Below are 14,317 nucleotides of genomic sequence, written 5' to 3' on the forward strand. Positions count from 1 at the left end.
CGGCACGATTGCGCGTCAGGGGCGCCATGACGATGCGATTGGAAAGGGTGAGTGAGCCCAGGATGTAGGGCTCGAACAGCGTAGGGTTGGTCATGATACAGCTTTCGTTGGCTTTGGGGTGTTCTGGTCGTCAGGTCTATACGGTTCAGGCGGCGGTGTGATAGCGCTCTGCCGCGTGGATCTGGGAAAATCCCGGGAGCTGTCGCGCAGCCTGATAGGCGTCCCACTGCCCGGCATCGTGAAGCGGAGGAATGGTCACGGCTTCGCGGCGGTCAAAGCCGACAAGGGCGGCATCCACCAGTTCGCCGACTTCCATCATAGCAGGCAGCGCATTGATGTCGGCGCCTGCACGCTCCCAGATTTCGGTGCGGGTTGCAGCGGGAAGCACCGCCTGCACGTAAACACCTTTCGGAGCGAGTTCGAAGTTCAGCCCCTGAGACAGGAACAAGACGAACGCCTTGGTCGCCCCGTAGACCGTCATGTCGAACTCCGGCGCCAGGCCGACCACGGAGCCGATGTTGATGATGGCTCCTTGGCCGGCTTTCACGAAGCGCGCCGCAACGGCGTTGGCGAGCCGGACGACTGCGGTGGTATTGAGAGTGACAAGGCGCTCGATGTCGTCGCTCGGCTGCTCCTCGAAGTCGCCTGCAAGCCCCGCCCCAGCATTGTTGACAAGGATCCCGATACGCTGGTCGTCGCGAAGTCGCGTCTCTACCGCTGCCAGATCGCCGGACTTGGTGAGATCTGCCTGCAGGATATCGACAGTCACGCCGCTTTCCTGGCGCAGACGGGTGGCCAAAGCCTCCAATCGTGCCCGGTCACGGGCAGCCAGCACAAGGTCGTGGCCGCGGCGGGCAAAGCGCTCCGCATAAGTGCCACCGGTGGGAATTTTGAAATGAGGGTCAGTCGAGAGCAGATGGCGGAGAACCGTCGCCGGATCCTGGATGCAGCCAGCCGGCTCTTCCGCGAGAAGGGTTTTCAGACGGTCACTGTCGTCGAAGTGATGAAGGCTGCAGGCCTCACCCATGGTGGTTTCTATGGCCATTTTGGCTCGAAGGACGACCTGGTCGCTCAGACGCTTGCCCATGCCCTTGCCCCGTACACGGGCGGACGGGACGATCTTTGCGCCTATCTCGATGCCTACCTTTCGCCCCTGCATCGCGATAACACCGCCGATGGTTGTCCAACGGCAGGTCTGGCCGCGGACATCCGCCACCAGACGGCGGCGGCACGCGTGGCCATGACGGAAGGTCTTCGATTACAGATTGACCGCATCAGCGAGGCGCTCCCAGGGATAAGCCCGGCCGACAGGCGTTGTGCGGCAATCGGAAGCTGGGCGGCGATGGGGGCAGTGATTCTTGCCCGCGCGATCGACGATCCTGCGCTTTCAGATGAGGTCTTGGAACAGACGCGGGCCCTGGATCGATGCTGGGATCAGCCACGCGTCTGCCAGCTAGGTGATCTCAGGTGGCAAGCCGACTTTGCTTTCAACTCGCCCCGTCGCTTAAGAAGGGCGATGGCCGCTTAAAGTCCGTCAACGGCGGCTCTTCGTGCGGCAGTACGAATATGACATTCACGTCGTCGTGCTCGACCGACTGGTGCGCCGAATGGACGTCGTGGCAGACGGCGGCGCGGATGCCCTTGACCTTGTTTGCCGATTGATCGGAACGAGAAGAGGTGTTAGTGATTTTGTACCTACATAGCGGACAAAACCATGCACGAATCCGTCGGAATCACTGGAAGGATCGATCGATCCTCACCTGAACCTTACTATCTCCAGCTTTCGAGGCTTGTGGAAACGCAAATCGAGTCGGGGCAGTTCGGTCCTGGCGACCGGTTACCCAGTGAAACCGAACTTTGCCGCAGCTTTGATCTGGCTCGCTCGACGGTGCGCGAAACGCTTCGCAGCCTGCAGGATCGCGGCATCGTCAGGATGGTGCCGCGTCGCGGTGCCTTCGTGGCTAGCCCCAAGTCGTCCGGTTGGCTATTGCAGGTGGCGGAAGGCTTCTTCGAGGGCAAGGTCGACCATGAGCACGAGAGCGTGGAAACGCGGGTTCTGTTCTCGGATCTGCGCCCAGCGCCGCGTGAGGTTGGCGAATCGCTTGGCCTGGCCGCTGGCGAGAAGGTTTATGAGCTGCGTCGCGAGCGTCGTCTCGACGGCAAGATGGCTATGTATTCAATCAACTATCTGCTGCCGGACCTGAAGCCCATCGTGGAAGCCAGCGAGGTCATGCAGAATCGTGGCTCCCTCAACAAGGTGCTGCGCGAGGCGGGCTACCGGGTCTACGGCGCGCGCCGTAATGTCGAGGCGGTCGCTGCAAGCGAGGAGCAGGCAGAGCGGCTTGGTGTCAAGCGCGGTGCGCCGCTGCTGCTGGTCACCTCGGAATCCTGGGGGCCGGATGAACGCGTGTTCGATTACTACACCTCGTGGCTACGCAGCGACGTGGTGAAGGTGAGCGTCGTGGCGAAGGCCGCCGACGGCTGACCTTGCGGCGCTTCGCGCAGGCGAGGTGTCCAAATTTCATATCTGGCCGGTAAGGCCGCCCGACCAATCTGGTTCGGCGGAAGAAACGGTCGCGTCTTTTATCTGGAGGAAAGCATGAAACTCTTTGAACTCAACGGCGATATCGCCTTCGTGACCGGGGCGGGAAGCGGCATCGGCCAGAGCATTGCACTGGGCATGGCCGAGGCGGGAGCCGACGTCGCGCTGTTTGGTCGCGACAGCAAAGCGAGTGGACTCGCTGAAACGGCCAGAAAGATCACCGCCATGGGTCGCCGGGCCCTGGTGGTGAGCGGGTCGGTGACCGAGAAGGACGACATCGATCGCGCAATCGACCGGGTGGAGGCTGAACTCGGCCCGATCACGGTAGCAGTCAACAACGCTGGCGTTGCGTTTGCCGAGAAGGCCGAGAACCTTACCCTCGAACAATGGCACCGCCTCTATGATGTCAACGTCGTTGGTGTCTTCCTGAGCTGCCAAGCCGAAGGCCGGGTGATGCTGCCTCGAGGCAAGGGCACGATCATCAACATCGCGTCGATCTCGGGCACCATCGTCAATCGGGGCATCAACCAGGTCCATTACAATTCGTCCAAGTCGGCCGTGATACAGATGTCGAAGAGCCTTGCCATGGAATGGGCCGACCGCGGCATCCGCGTCAATGTCATTAGCCCGGGCTACACTCGCACGCCGATGAACATCCGCCCTGAGGTCGCCGACCAGATGAAGATCTTCGAAGGCGACACCCCGATGCAGCGCTCCGCGAGCCCGGATGAGATGATCGGCCCGGCCGTGTTTCTGGCATCCCAGGCGTCCTCCTTCGTCACCGGCATCGATTTGATCGTCGATGGCGGCTTCATTGTCTGGTGATGGGCAGCCGAATTCTACAGAGTCACAAAATTGTTGAGTCATGCTTGCGGGTTTAGCGTACGTCTGGTAGGTATTGTACCTACAAGATGGACAACAGCCGGCGGGAGGTTCGGCTGGGTGCTCAGGTCCGGCTTGTGGTGGAGGAGTGCAGCATCAAGACGCGCGGCCGGCTTTGTCCGGGACGGCCCCTTGGCCCGCGCGTGCCCGCAGGCTTCGCCCGATTTAATGCTGTGGTCTCAAGGCGCATTCGGCGCCCAAATGGAGGAACTATGCTAAACTGGAAAACGGGTGTCACTGCGGCGTTGCTCGCTGCCGGTCTCGCCTTTGGCGCGCAGGCGCAGGAATACAAGCAGGTCGATCTGGTGAAACCGATCGACAAGAAGCTCACCTTCATCTTCATCCCGAAGCTCATCCATCCCTGGTACGAAGAGCTGGAGAATGGCGTGAAGTTCGCCGTGGAGGAATACAAGAAGGCCGGCATCGACATCGCGTATGTATGGGACGCTCCGCCCCAGGCTGATGTTGACGAGCACAACCGCCGCATCGAAACCGATATTGGCCGCGCGCCGGACGGCCTCGCCGTATCCTGCCTCGACCCTGCGACGAATATCTCGCTGATCGATGAAGCGATCGCAAACAAGCTCAACGTGATCACTTTCGACACTGCCTGCGACCCGAAATATCCGTTTGTCGGCCACAGGCTCGATGAGCAGGATGGTCGCGATCTCGCGAACTTCCTGGCAGACAAGCTCGGCGGCAAGGGCAAGGTCGGTATTCTTTCTGGCAGCCTGACGGCGCCGAACCACGTCGCGCGTGTCGTCGGTTTCAAGGACGAGATGGCCAAGAAGCATCCCGATATCCAGATCGTCTTCGAACAGCCTGACAATGACAGCCTGGAAACCGCGGTCACGCTGACCGAGAACGCATTGCAGGCCAATCCGGATCTTGCCGGCATGTTTGGCGCCAATGCTTCGGCTCCGATTGGCGCAGGCCGTGCGGTCCAGGCGGCCAACATGACGGGCAAGACTCTCGTCGTCGGCATGGACGCCTTGCCGGAAACCGTTCAACTGATCAAGGATGGTGTCGTTGTCGGCGTGAAGTCGCAGCGTCAGTGGGAAATCGGATACTGGGCTGTGAAGTATCTCGTCGCCATGAACCAGAACCACACCATTCCGATGGATCACCCAACCGGTTCGGTTGTGATGACCAAGGAAACCTTTTCGAATTAATCCTGTTCGCTTCTCCCAGGAGCGGCCGGCCGGGGTCGATGCCCCGGCCGGTCTGATCTGAATGACCTCTGGTAGTTCAATGCTCGTCTCTCAGCTCGAAGTTCGCAACGTTTCGAAGGCCTTCGGTTCGGTCGTCGCCCTTCGCGACGTATCGTTGACCGCCAAAGCTGGCGAAGTCCACGCCGTGATCGGCGAGAATGGTGCCGGCAAGTCGACGCTGATGAACATCATTTGCGGCAACCATTCTGTCAGCAGCGGCGAGATACGCGTGGACGGCAAGACCGTGCGTTTCGGCTCTCCCATGGAAGCCCAGCACGCGGGCATCGCCATCGCGCCGCAGGAAATCCTGCTCGCTTCCGCCCTTTCCGTCGCCGAGAACGTGATGCTGGGGCGCCAGCTTGCGAGTGGCGGTGTCGTCAGCTGGAAGGCTACGCGCACTGAGGCCATCAAGCATCTGCAAGCGCTCGACCCCGACATCGATCCGGATGCCAGGGCAGGCGACGTGACCGTTGCTCAGCAGCAGCTCGTGCAGATCGCGCGCGCCACCGCAACCGGCGCGCGCCTGCTGATCTTCGACGAGCCGACCGCCGCGCTGACGCTGAAGGAATCGGCCCGTCTCTTTGATTTCATCAAGCGATTCCGCGGCGAGGGTGGCCTGATCCTCTACATCTCTCACCGGCTTGGTGAGATCCTGGAACTCTCCGACCGCATCACCGTGCTGCGGGATGGACGGTTCGTGACCGAGCTGGACCCGGCAAGGACCAGCAAGGACGAAATGATCCAGGCCATGGCCGGCCGTGAAGTCGCCGACCTCGATCTGCGTCACCAGATCCCGGCGAAAATTTCTGACGAGATCGTCTTGAAAGTCGAGGGCCTGAGCCGCCGCGACGAGTTCGACAACATCTCGTTCGACCTGAAGCGCGGCGAGATCCTCGCCATTGGCGGGCTGATCGGTTCTGGCCGTTCCGAAATGGCGCGCTGTTTGTTCGGCGACAAGCCGCGGGGCGCCGGGCGGGTCGAGGTGTTCGGCAAGGTCGTGAATTTCTCCGCGCCCGCCGATGCGATCCGCGCCGGGCTGGTCTATCTGCCCGAAGAGCGCAAGCATGATGGCATCTTTCCGCAGCTGAGCGTGGCTGAGAACATCGCAATGCCGAACCTCGGCGCTTTCGCGAACTGGACAGGTATAAGCTGGCTGAAGGTTGTCGGCGCGGCGGAGGAATATATCCGCAGCATCCCGATCAAGGCGAACTCGCCGCACCAGCTGATCTCAAACCTGTCCGGCGGCAACCAGCAGAAGGCGATCTTGTCGCGCTGGTTGATGAGCCACTGCCGCATCCTCATTCTCGACGAGCCGACGCGCGGCATCGACGTCAACGCCAAGCGCGAAATCCAGAAACTGCTGCGCGAACTGGCGCAGGGCGGTCTGTCGGTCGTCTATATATCGTCCGAACTCCAAGAAATCATCGATGTATCCGACCGTGTCGTGCTGATGCACGAGGGGAAGGTGCGCGGCATCGTGCCGACCGAAGGCGCGACGCAGGAAAGCCTGCTTGCCGTCGCGATGAGCTGATCCGGGAACCGAAATCACATGAGCCAATCGCAAAGTAATTTCGCAAGAATATCGAGCATGATAGGCCGCTTCGAGGCCATCGGCATCGTGGCAGCACTTTTGCTCTTATGCGTCTTCCTGACGCTGTCGGTCGACACCTTCGCAACCAGTTACAATATGACTGTGGTGATCCGGCAGGCCTCCTTCGTCGGCATCATTGCGCTCGGCCAGACGCTGGTGCTGCTGATAGGCGGTATCGATTTGTCGGTCGGCGCGGGAGCCGGCTTGTCCGCTATCTTCGGCGCGCTGCTTTTGACCTCGCTCGGCGTGCATCCCTATCTCGTCATTCCGCTAACCTGCATGTTTGGCTTCGCGCTCGGCACGATCAACGGGGCGCTCGTCGCCTATGCACGGCTTAACCCGTTCATCGTCACGCTGGCCTCCTGGGAGATATTCGCCGGTGCCACGCTGGTGATAACCCAAGGTAACCCGATCCGGCCTCTGGGACCTGTGTTCGGTTGGTTTGGCAAGGGCGACATCTTCGGCATCCCGGTGCCCGTCCTAATCTTCATCCTTCTCGCGATTGTCCTTGCTTTCGTGCTCAACCGTACTCGCTTCGGCCGCAACATCTATGCAATCGGCGGCAATCGCCCTGCAGCTGTTCTGGTCGGCATTCCGGTCAAGCGCATCGAGATGTTGGTGTTTGGCCTGTCGGGTATGCTGGCTGCGCTCGCCGGCATCCTCTACGCCAGTCGCCTGGATTCCGGCCAGCCATCTGTCGGCGAAGGTTGGCTGATGCCTGCGATCACTGCGTCGATCATCGGTGGCGTGTCGCTGCGCGGCGGCCAGGGTACGATCTCCGGCACAGTTGCCGGTGCGCTGCTCATGGCAGTGCTGGGCAACGGCATCGTGCTCCTCAATATTTCCGGCTACTGGCAGCGCGTCATCGTGGGCGTGGTGGTGCTCGTCGCCATTCTCATCGATCTGCTGCGGCGCAAGCGCTAGCGTCGCCGAGGAACCCAGGATGTATCTTTCGGCAGCCACAGAGACCAGTCGCGTCACATCATGTACGTACAATACGGACACAATGCCTAACGCCGGACGGAATGGAAGGAAAAACGGATGACCGCACTCGACACGCTTTTCGATGGTGCAAAAACCATGCGGGCGATCCGCATCACCGAGGATCACGCCATCGATGTGATCGAGGCGCGGGTGCCTGCGCTCAAGCAGGGCGAGATCCTGGTGCGCCCGCGCGCCTGCGGCATCTGCGGCACGGATTTGCACATCCTGCGTCACGGTTTCCCCGGCACTTGCTATCCGGTCACGCCGGGCCATGAGTTCTCGGGCCATGTGGTCGCTGTCGGGCGGGGTATGAATGGCGTTCGCGAAGGCGACTTCGTCGCGGTTGATCCGAACGTGGTCTGCGGCGAGTGCCGCTGGTGCCGGGCCGGCCGGCCCAATTTGTGCCTTCACCTCAGCCCGATAGGGGTTGGCCGCGCCGGTGCGGCAGCAGAATATGTGGCGGTTCCGGCCAAAAATGCCTTCACCGTCAACGAGAAGATCGGCGCTGGCGTTGCCGCGCTGATCGAACCGCTGGCCTGCGCGATTCATGCGGTCGAGACTGCTGGCCGGTTGCGTGATCGCCGCGTCCTCGTGCTCGGCGGCGGCACGATGGGAATGCTGATCGCGCTGGCTTCACGAAAGATGGGGGCAGGCGAAATTACGCTGGCCGATCCCGTCGCCACCAAGCGCGCCATCGCAACCAGCATCGGGATCGACAAGGCGGTCGACCCCACGGCACTTGGCGAGGAGTTGTTCGACGTGGTGTTTGAGGCGGCGGGCGCTGTCCCCGCGTTGAGACAGGCACTCACCTGCGTCGACAAGACCGGCACGCTGGTCCAGGTCGGCGTCCACGACGTGGGCGTCACCGTGCCGATCAACCCGTTCAACGTCTACGAGCAGGAGATCACGATCGTCGGCTCCAACTCGTTGGCCGACAAGTTCGCCGCCGCTGCCGAACTGATGCCCGACCTCAGGAAAGAGGCGGAAACACTGATTGGCGAGCCTTTCAACATCTGGGATTTCGCTGCCGCCGTCGACAGCATGGCCGATGGCCGCGCGATCAAGACCCAGCTCATCTTCGACTGAACCTCCCAAGACCGTTTCAACACGACCCACAACAGGAGTTACCCGTGGCTAACCGTTACTCGACCAACTACCGGATGAACCGGATTTTCAGCGACGATCGCGCAGCACTCATCGTTCCTATCGACCATGGCCTGGTATGGGGTCGCGTCGAGGCGCTGGAAGCTCCGGTGAAGGTGATGAAGCGCTTCCTGAAGGAAGACGTCACCGGCTTCATGGTCTCCACCGGTATCGTCAAGCAGTCCGAAGTCATGCTGGCCAAGGCGCCGGCCATGGCTCGCGTTCTGGCGATCGATGCGTTCTGGCCGACCTCGGCTGTAGAAACCGGCACCGGCACGCTGGTTGCCAGTGTCGAGGACGCAGCCCGGCTCGGCGTAGACTGCGTCAAGCTGCTCTTGCCCTGGAACGTCACCGACGCGGAGAAGGTGCTCTACTGCCAGCGCATCGGCACTGTCGTTTCCGAAGCTTCCAAGTGGCACATTCCGGTCATGGTCGAGCCGGTGTTCCTCAATACGCCGCGCTCACCCGAGATCATCGAGAAGGAACTTGAGGTTGCCCGCGTCGGGTACGACCTCGGTGCTGACATCATCAAGATCACCTTCCCAGGCCCTGATGCGACCGCCAAGCTGGTCGATGAACTGGACATTCCGATCGTCGTTGCCGGCGGTCCGCTCTCGGGCGATGCTGCATCGACCATCAAGGACATCAAGGATGCAATCTCTGCCGGTGCACAGGGCGTCGTTGTCGGCCGAAAGATCTGGCAGCGCCCGGAAGCCGAGGCGGCCGAACTGATAGGCGAGGTGGCCAAGATCACCCGCGAAAACTACACCCGTCACTGGTAAGACCGAGCCATGGGCGATCTCTTCTGCGGCATCGATATCGGCACGACCAATCTCAAGGTTGCGTTGGTCGACGGCGCGGAAGGGCGCACCCTGTGGCTGGACACTGTGGCAACGCCGCGCGCGTCGGACGGGATCGGTCCCGTGACCGACGCGCTGGCATTGCTTCGTCACATCGAAGAAATGATCGTGCGCGGCTGGCGCGCGGTCGGCAGCGGACAGCCGATCGCAGCCATTGCCTGCGCCGGGATCGGCGAGGACGGCATTGGTCTCGACGCGTCGTTCGCGCCGACCGGCCATGCCATTCCGTGGTTCGATTTTCGGGCGGAGGCAGAATCTGCGGAACTGCGCGCCGGCAATACGCACTGCGAAGAAGCCGGGATCGACATCGATCCAACACGCACTGCACCGAAATGGCTTTGGCTGCGCCGCCATCGCCCACTTGAACTAGACCGCGCAGCGGTCTGGGTTGCCATTACCGATTATCCGGCAGTCGCCTGGACCGCCGAACCGTTCATGAGCGAGACGCTCGCGGTTCGCACGGCCTGCTACAGCCTGAAGACGCGCGCCTTCATTCCTAACCTGCTTGCGGCAGCCGGCGCGCCTGCTCTGCCGCCGGTGCTTGCTGCCGGAGCGGTGGTCGGCACCGTTCGCCACGGTGCCCTGCGTGGCAGTGGAGCAGCGGATGCGGATACGCTTGTCATTGCCGGCGGGCACGATCATCCGATCGCCGCAGCGGTGATCCTGGCCAAGGATCAGTCGCGCCGTGTCGACTCGCTGGGTACGGCCAATCTCATCTATGCCGAGGCGCCGACTGGGCGATTGCAGGATCGGTCGCCGCTGCTGGCCTTTGGCACGCCGGTGCGCGGCGGCAAAGGCTTTGCCTGCCTGGGCGTCTTCGAATTCTCCATGGCGGTGGAGAATTTCGGCATCGATCGAAAGGCGCTCGCCAAGACGCTGGCGTTTGCCACGCTCCCGGGGCGGCCTTCGAAATCGATCCTTGTGCCCGCCAAGGGACCAAGCCAGCATATCGGCGAACGCGCCGCGCTCGAAGCTTGCAGCTTCTACGGACGGGCCATGCTGGAAGCGGCGGCAAAGGCCGGTGCCGTTGACGGTCCTTTGTTTGCGACGGGCGGATGGGCCCGCTCGCGTGCGTTGGTGCAACTGCGCGCTTCGGTGTTCGGAGAAGCGGTGCATACCGTGAACGAGCAGGAGCTGACGGCTTTTGGCGCAGCTCTTCTTGCCTCGGAAGGTGCGGGACGTTCTTTTGTGCCGCGCATGACGGTGCAGGGAACGGTCGTCGAGCCTGTGGAAGAATGGACCAGGACCTATAACGATACTTACGGTGAATGGCGGCAGCAACTGAACAGTGTGCTGCGCTGAAGAAACAAGGCTGCCTGGCAGCTGAAGGGAGGACCGAATGAAGAAACTGATCAATGATCCGCTGCATGTTGTACGCGAAATGCTGGAAGGCGCTGTCGCAACGAGCCCGGGCCAGGCGCTGCTCGACCGCGAGAACGTCGTCGTCAGGCAACCTCTGCCGGCCAGGAATGCACGCCAGGTCGCACTTCTATCCGGCGGTGGCAGCGGCCACGAGCCGGCCCATGCCGGCTATGTGGGAGAGGGCATGCTGACGGCGGCGATCGCCGGCGATGTTTTCACCTCGCCGTCTACCGACGCGGTGCTGGACGCCATCCGCGAAGTCGCCGGGCCGGCGGGCGCCCTGCTGATCGTGAAGAATTACACTGGTGATCGCCTGAACTTCGGTCTGGCAGCCGAGTTGGCGCGGGGCGAGGGCATTCCTGTCGAGGTCGCGGTTGTCGCCGACGATGTCGCACTGCGTGACACCGTCGAAAAGAGCAGGCGTCGTGGCATTGCCGGAACGGTGCTGGTGCACAAGATCGCCGGTGCCGCCGCAGCACGCGGCAAGTCGTTGGCCGAGGTCGCCGACCTTGCGCGCTCGGCCGCCGAGGATATCGGCACGATGGGCGTGGCGCTTGGGCCCTGCACACTGCCTGCGGCCAGCAAACCCAATTTCGTGCTGGAGGCCGGCGAGGTCGAGCTTGGTCTCGGCATCCATGGCGAGCCGGGCGTCAGGAAGGCTCCGCTGGGCTCGGCTGATGAACTGGTCGAGATACTGCTCGCGGCAATAATTGCTGACCGGGAGCTGTCCGAGGGTAGCCGCGTGGTCCTGCTCGTCAACGGCCTGGGGGCGACCCCGCCGATGGAGCTGGCGATCGTAGCGCGTTCGGCATTGAAGGCTCTCGCAGCGCGCGGCATTGCGGTCGAACGAGCTTGGGCGGGCACCTTCCTGTCAGCGCTCGATATGCCGGGTGTGTCGCTATCTCTGATGGCCGTGGACGATGCGAGGCTCGATTTGCTCGATGCCGCGACCGATGCGCCCGCCTGGCCCGGCAAGGGCAAGCTCAATGCAATGCCTGTGGCGGTCATGGCCGCGCGGGCCGACAGGATGGCGACCGTAGCAGCGGCGCCCGGTGGTGACGTCGCGAAGCGCCTGGCGCATGCGGCGGCCGAGGCCTTGATCGCGGCTGAAGACAAGCTGACCGATCTTGACGCTCGCGCCGGCGACGGTGATCTCGGCGCCTCGATGGCGCGTGCGGCACTGGCGATCCGGGCTCTGCCGGAAACGGCGTGGAACGCGCCTTCTGGTGCCTTGGCCGAGATCGGCAATGCGCTGAGCCGGGCTATCGGCGGAAGCTCCGGTCCTTTTTATGCCACGGCGCTGTTGCGGGCGTCGCGCGAATTGGCCGGCGGCGACGCTACGCCGGCACGCTTGGCCGATGCGTTTGATGCAGCCGTGAATGCCATCACCGAACTCGGCGGTGCCAGGCTCGGCGACCGCACCATGGTCGATGCGCTTGAGCCGGCTGCGGTAGCCTTCCGAAATGCGCTATCGGCCGGGCGCTCGCCGGCCGATGCCCTAAAAGCAGCGGCAGACGCTGCGGAGAAGGGAGCGGAGCATACCGCAACGCTGCGGCCACGGCTCGGTCGCGCCAGCTATCTCGGCGAGCGTGCGGTAGGTGTCCCGGACGGTGGCGCTGTTGCCGTCGCGATCTGGCTGCGCGCTATATCCGATAGCCTCTCGACCAAAAAGGATGCCGACGAATGAAGCTTGGGCTCAATCTCAGTTTCGCGGTCAAGCGATGGCTCGGCGGGCGGCAAATGGCTGCCGTGGTTCGTGAACTCGGCTTCAACAAGATACAGTTCACCTGGGACTTGATCGATCCGTGGTGGCCGGAAGGGCCACGCGACAAGATCGCCCGCGAATATGCGCGGGCTTTCGAGGATGCTGGCATTTCCGTCGATAGTGCCTTCGGCGGGGTGGCCTCCTACAGCTACAATCACTTCCTGGCGCCGACGCCTGAACTGCGCGACCTTGGCAAGCAGCATCTGATCCGCGCCATCGATCTTACTGCGGCGATGGGCGTGCGGGCTGCCGGCATGCCGTTCGGCTCCTACTCAGCCGAGGACGCAGTCGACCCGACAAGGCGCGAGGAGATCTACAAGCAGGCGCTCGAAGCGATGGTCGCGGTGTCGCGCCATGCCAAGCGCGCTGGGCTTTCCAACATTCTGATCGAACCAGTACCGCTCAAGACCGAGTTTCCGTCGTCGGCTGAAGATGCGCTGCGCCTGATGACAGATCTCGACGGCCAGACCGACATTCCGGTTCGCCTCCTTGTGGACTGGGGCCACGCGATCTTCACCCCGCTCTTCGGCGACGATGCCAACATGGATCATTGGATGGATTTGGTCGGGCCCTTTATCGACTCCTTCCACATCCAGCAGACTGATGGCCTTTACGACCGGCACTGGAATTTCACGCGCGAAGGCGTGATCGATCGCACTCGGCTGGAGGATTTCTGGCAGCGCCGCGGATTGACGACGCAAACCTATTTTCTTGAAATCATCTACCCATTCGAAGAGCGCGATGAGGTGGTGCTGGCAGACATGAAAGCCGGCATTGCTCTGCTCAGAGATCAATCTGCAGGTTGAGCATAGCCAAACCTACACCCGTTTGGTGGAAAGCACCTCGAAGGTCTTTCCGATGGTTTCGATGGCCCGGTCATAATCGGCCAAGGCCAGGCAGGTGGATCAGCGTGTCAACGATTGCCAGCTGTGCGATGCGGCTGGTCATGGTTTCCACGCGGAACTGGGTTTTTCTCGCCAGCGTATTGAGCACGATATCGGTGTGGGCCAATAGCGGCGACTTGCCGAAATTGGTGATGGCGATGGTGGTTGCCCCGGTCTCCCTGGCGAGGCGTGTGGCGGTGAGGGTTTCCACGGTGCTGCCCGAATGCGAGATGGTGATGACCGCGACATCCTTGTCGGCGAGCGAAGCGGTGATGGCCTGCACATGGCTGTCGACGCTGGCGCGGGAATTGATACCGATACGCAGCAGCCGGTAATTGGTGTCTTCTGCGATGTGTGCGGCGCTGCCGATGCCGAACACTTCCACCCGCTTGGCCTTGCGGATGGCCTGCACGGCACGCTCCAATTCCCTCACGTCCAGCGCCTTCTGCGTGTCCTGCAGGTCCGATGCGAAGATTTTTTAGATTACTGTGGCGGTATTGTCGGCCTTAGTCAGGTCCTCGTGGATGAATTGCACCGGCTGTACCAGATCGCTGGCCAGCGAGATTTTCACCTGCTGGAAGCCCCGCGCGCCGAGCAGCAGGCACAGGCCAACCACGCCTCCTTCGCTCGACTCCGTGCGTTCGGCAACTTCCGTCGCCGACATGTGGACCACTTCGGTGGCGTTGGCGATGATGAAGTCGGCGATGCGCCCGGCCGCTGGCGGCAAGGTGCTGCGGATTGCATGCAGCCGGTCGAGCACCCCCGCCGAAACTGGAAGTTTCCGGGTTTTCCTTATCGAGTGCCAAGCAATTTCTCCTCAACCCGTAGCCAGCAGCAGCTCAGGCTTCTTCTTGCCAATGCGCCCGTCAAGCACCTGGATGAAACGCATGCTGAGCCGCCGGGCGCCGAGCCCGCCCGTCTCTGGATTATCCCCGATCATCGTGACATCCAAAGGCTCCAGTTCCAGTCGGTTGCAACCCATCTTGAAGAGGGTGGGTTCCGGCTTGCCTATGATCCTATGCGGCACCGGTCTGGTGACGGCAAGGATCGCGGCAGCCAACGCCCCGGTTTCCGGTATCCGCTGGCCATGCGG

At 62.2% G+C, this 14,317-nt stretch carries 14 protein-coding genes and 2 pseudogenes; 11 read left to right on the forward strand and 5 right to left on the reverse strand.

The features are described from left to right. Positions 1 to 145: 145 nt before the first annotated feature. Positions 146 to 916, reverse strand: a complete 771-nt coding sequence (locus BM413_RS19140; RefSeq protein ID WP_091916283.1) for an SDR family NAD(P)-dependent oxidoreductase — start codon at positions 914 to 916, stop codon at positions 146 to 148. Between BM413_RS19140 and BM413_RS19145 the strand changes: the two are divergent. After that, positions 896 to 1,457, forward strand: a pseudogene (locus BM413_RS19145) (TetR/AcrR family transcriptional regulator). The gene BM413_RS19140 and the pseudogene BM413_RS19145 sit on opposite strands and share 21 nt — an antisense overlap. Positions 1,458 to 1,559: 102 nt before the next feature. Here the strand turns inward: BM413_RS19145 and BM413_RS33625 are convergent. After that, positions 1,560 to 1,658 (reverse strand): annotated as a pseudogene (locus BM413_RS33625) (RpiB/LacA/LacB family sugar-phosphate isomerase); the annotation flags it as partial. Between the two features lie 56 nt (positions 1,659 to 1,714). On the opposite strand from BM413_RS33625, the gene BM413_RS19155 reads away from it, so the two are divergent. The 10 genes from BM413_RS19155 (at position 1,715) to BM413_RS19200 (ending at position 13,146) form a co-directional block, all read left to right on the forward strand. Next, entirely contained in the window at positions 1,715 to 2,485 is a 771-nt protein-coding gene (locus BM413_RS19155; protein ID WP_091915979.1) for a GntR family transcriptional regulator, read from the forward strand. 114 nt (positions 2,486 to 2,599) lie between these two features. Next, entirely contained in the window at positions 2,600 to 3,367 is a 768-nt protein-coding gene (locus BM413_RS19160; protein ID WP_091915981.1) for an SDR family oxidoreductase, read from the forward strand. 269 nt (positions 3,368 to 3,636) lie between these two features. Then, the gene (locus BM413_RS19165; RefSeq protein WP_091915983.1) at positions 3,637 to 4,596 is read left to right on the forward strand and encodes a substrate-binding domain-containing protein; all 960 of its coding nucleotides are present in this window, start codon (positions 3,637 to 3,639) and stop codon (positions 4,594 to 4,596) included. A gap of 79 nt (positions 4,597 to 4,675) precedes the next feature. Next, positions 4,676 to 6,166, forward strand: coding sequence for a sugar ABC transporter ATP-binding protein (locus tag BM413_RS19170; RefSeq protein WP_091915986.1), 1,491 nt, complete (start codon positions 4,676 to 4,678; stop codon positions 6,164 to 6,166). Positions 6,167 to 6,184: 18 nt separating this feature from the next. Next, positions 6,185 to 7,150 carry an ABC transporter permease gene (locus BM413_RS19175; RefSeq protein ID WP_091915988.1) on the forward strand — a complete coding sequence of 322 codons (966 nt, stop codon included), beginning with the start codon at positions 6,185 to 6,187 and terminating at the stop codon, positions 7,148 to 7,150. 117 nt (positions 7,151 to 7,267) lie between these two features. Beyond that, positions 7,268 to 8,296, forward strand: coding sequence for an alcohol dehydrogenase catalytic domain-containing protein (locus BM413_RS19180; protein WP_210188940.1), 1,029 nt, complete (start codon positions 7,268 to 7,270; stop codon positions 8,294 to 8,296). 44 nt (positions 8,297 to 8,340) lie between these two features. Next, positions 8,341 to 9,135, forward strand: a complete 795-nt coding sequence (locus BM413_RS19185) for a class I fructose-bisphosphate aldolase (protein ID WP_091915990.1) — start codon at positions 8,341 to 8,343, stop codon at positions 9,133 to 9,135. Positions 9,136 to 9,144: 9 nt separating this feature from the next. Continuing rightward, a complete protein-coding gene (locus BM413_RS19190; protein ID WP_091915992.1) occupies positions 9,145 to 10,515 on the forward strand; it encodes an FGGY-family carbohydrate kinase in 1,371 nt (456 codons plus the stop codon). 37 nt (positions 10,516 to 10,552) lie between these two features. Then, positions 10,553 to 12,262, forward strand: a complete 1,710-nt coding sequence (locus BM413_RS19195) for a dihydroxyacetone kinase family protein (protein WP_091915994.1) — start codon at positions 10,553 to 10,555, stop codon at positions 12,260 to 12,262. Then, positions 12,259 to 13,146, forward strand: coding sequence for a sugar phosphate isomerase/epimerase family protein (locus BM413_RS19200; RefSeq protein WP_091915996.1), 888 nt, complete (start codon positions 12,259 to 12,261; stop codon positions 13,144 to 13,146). The genes BM413_RS19195 and BM413_RS19200 overlap by 4 nt, the downstream gene beginning before the upstream one ends. Before the next feature lie 70 nt (positions 13,147 to 13,216). Here the strand turns inward: BM413_RS19200 and BM413_RS33630 are convergent, their stop codons facing one another. The 3 genes from BM413_RS33630 to BM413_RS19210 all read right to left on the reverse strand — a co-directional run bounded on the left by BM413_RS33630 (position 13,217) and on the right by BM413_RS19210 (position 14,284). Continuing rightward, complete coding sequence (locus tag BM413_RS33630) at positions 13,217 to 13,636, reverse strand: SIS domain-containing protein (protein WP_244537922.1); 420 nt, start codon at positions 13,634 to 13,636, stop codon at positions 13,217 to 13,219. 66 nt (positions 13,637 to 13,702) lie between these two features. Next, on the reverse strand, positions 13,703 to 13,984 hold the full coding sequence (locus BM413_RS33635; protein WP_244537923.1) for a MurR/RpiR family transcriptional regulator: 282 nt from the start codon (positions 13,982 to 13,984) through the stop codon (positions 13,703 to 13,705). A 57-nt stretch (positions 13,985 to 14,041) separates the two neighbouring features. Then, entirely contained in the window at positions 14,042 to 14,284 is a 243-nt protein-coding gene (locus BM413_RS19210; protein ID WP_091915998.1) for an HAD hydrolase-like protein, read from the reverse strand. Positions 14,285 to 14,317: the final 33 nt, after the last annotated feature.

The sequence above is a fragment of the Mesorhizobium sp. YR577 genome (assembly GCF_900116595.1).
Classification (GTDB): Bacteria; Pseudomonadota; Alphaproteobacteria; order Rhizobiales; family Rhizobiaceae; genus Mesorhizobium_M.

Excerpts from the sequence above, each read along its gene's own strand:
- BM413_RS19160 (WP_091915981.1), top strand. The coding sequence starts at position 2,600 with ATGAAACTCTTTGAACTCAACGGCGATATCGCCTTCGTGACCGGGGCG.
- BM413_RS19175 (WP_091915988.1), top strand. The coding sequence starts at position 6,185 with ATGAGCCAATCGCAAAGTAATTTCGCAAGAATATCGAGCATGATAGGC.
- BM413_RS19155 (WP_091915979.1), top strand. The coding sequence starts at position 1,715 with ATGCACGAATCCGTCGGAATCACTGGAAGGATCGATCGATCCTCACCT.
- BM413_RS19165 (WP_091915983.1), top strand. The coding sequence starts at position 3,637 with ATGCTAAACTGGAAAACGGGTGTCACTGCGGCGTTGCTCGCTGCCGGT.
- BM413_RS19170 (WP_091915986.1), top strand. The coding sequence starts at position 4,676 with ATGCTCGTCTCTCAGCTCGAAGTTCGCAACGTTTCGAAGGCCTTCGGT.
- BM413_RS19200 (WP_091915996.1), top strand. The coding sequence starts at position 12,259 with ATGAAGCTTGGGCTCAATCTCAGTTTCGCGGTCAAGCGATGGCTCGGC.
- BM413_RS19180 (WP_210188940.1), top strand. The coding sequence starts at position 7,268 with ATGACCGCACTCGACACGCTTTTCGATGGTGCAAAAACCATGCGGGCG.
- BM413_RS19190 (WP_091915992.1), top strand. The coding sequence starts at position 9,145 with ATGGGCGATCTCTTCTGCGGCATCGATATCGGCACGACCAATCTCAAG.
- BM413_RS19195 (WP_091915994.1), top strand. The coding sequence starts at position 10,553 with ATGAAGAAACTGATCAATGATCCGCTGCATGTTGTACGCGAAATGCTG.